The sequence below is a fragment of the Eubacterium ramulus genome, from assembly GCF_003122485.1.
Taxonomy (GTDB): Bacteria; Bacillota; Clostridia; order Lachnospirales; family Lachnospiraceae; genus Eubacterium_I; species Eubacterium_I ramulus_A.
Window position 1 is genome coordinate 1 of record NZ_JRFU01000251.1, and the last position, 887, is coordinate 887.

General features: G+C 44.6%; 1 protein-coding gene. It reads left to right on the plus strand.

The features are described 5' to 3' along the window. Nucleotides 1-60 precede the first annotated feature (60 nt). Nucleotides 61-834, plus strand: coding sequence for an indole-3-glycerol phosphate synthase TrpC (gene trpC, locus LG34_RS16285; RefSeq protein ID WP_109217013.1), 774 nt, complete (start codon nucleotides 61-63; stop codon nucleotides 832-834). Nucleotides 835-887: the final 53 nt, after the last annotated feature.

Below are 887 nucleotides of genomic sequence, written 5' to 3' on the forward strand. Positions count from 1 at the left end.
CGCTGACCAGAATCACGCACCAAGTCTCACGTGCGTTCGACTTGAATGAGAGGAAAAAATATGATATTAGATAAAATCGTGGAAGACAAAAAAGTACGTCTGGTGGAGCACAAATCCCGTATTTCACCGGCGGAGATGCGAAAGCTGGCAGAAGCCTGCGAGGCGCATCCGGCAAGTTTTTACGAAGGGCTTGCAAAACCGGGAATTTCCATTATCGGAGAATTCAAAAAAGCTTCTCCAAGCCTTGGAAACATCACCAGTCAGATCGACCTGACAAAGCGAATTGATGAATACAATGCATCGGTAGATTGCATTTCCTGCCTGACAGAAGAAGATCATTTTCTTGGAAATGTGCATTATCTGAAAGAAATCCGGGAGATTTCACCACTTCCGATTTTACGGAAAGACTTCATGATCGATGAATATCAGTTTTATGAGGCAAAAGTGATCGGAGCAAATGCAATCCTTCTGATCACCGGAATTTTAGATGATGTTCAGATGCGTGATTTTTATCAGTTGACTACAGAACTGGGACTGGATGCATTGTTTGAAGCTCACACTGAGGAGCAGATGGATCGGGCACTAAACTGTGGAGCAAAAATCGTAGGTGTCAACAATCGTGATCTCAGAGATTTTTCAATTAAACTGGACACCACAAAACGCCTGAGCAAGCTGGTTCCGGATGACCGCATTTTTGTGGCAGAGAGCGGAATTGTATCAGATGAAGACGTAAAATTCCTGAAAGAATGCCGCGTGGATGCCTTCCTGATCGGACGGGCATTTATGGAATCTGCCAATCCACAGGAACTGGCAAAACACTGGAAAGCACTGTAAGGAACAGAAGAATTCAAGTCGAACGCACGTGAGACTTGGTGCGTGATTCTGGT